The sequence below is a fragment of the Tessaracoccus rhinocerotis genome (assembly GCF_007197885.1).
In the GTDB taxonomy this organism is placed as follows: domain Bacteria; phylum Actinomycetota; class Actinomycetes; order Propionibacteriales; family Propionibacteriaceae; genus Arachnia; species Arachnia rhinocerotis.
Genome location: NZ_VKKG01000027.1, coordinates 1 through 383, shown reverse-complemented (window position 1 = coordinate 383; position 383 = coordinate 1). Strand labels below are relative to the sequence as shown.

Annotated in this window: 1 protein-coding gene; it reads right to left on the bottom strand. The window is 75.5% G+C overall.

Features of this window, described 5'->3' with window-relative positions:
• On the bottom strand, window positions 1–383 hold a 383-nt coding region (locus FOJ82_RS16550; RefSeq protein ID WP_484421969.1), incomplete at both ends, for an arsenate reductase/protein-tyrosine-phosphatase family protein.

The window sequence follows — 383 nt, the reverse complement described above, 5'->3', positions numbered from 1 at the left end:
GAGGATCAGGTCTGCCTCGGACACCAGGTCCCTCGTGAGCTGGCGGGCGCGGTGCGCCGTCGGGTCGCCGGCCCGGACGTTGGCGGCCCTGGGAGGGTCGATGGCCTGGTCCACCAGGGCGCGGGTTCCGGCGGAGCTGAACTCCACCCCCGGCACCCCGGCGGAGCGGGCGACGACGTCGGCGTAGGCGGAGCGGCAGATGTTTGCCGTGCACACGAACAGCACCTTGTAGGGTGCGGGGCCCCGCGCGGGGTCGGCGGGCGGCGGGGCGTCGGTGACGGCGACGGGGCGCGGGTGCTCGGCGGGGCGGGGGAGGTGGTCGCCGATCTCCAGCCATGAGTTGCCCGGCCTGAAGCCGGAGGCCTTGACGTGGTCGAGGGCGA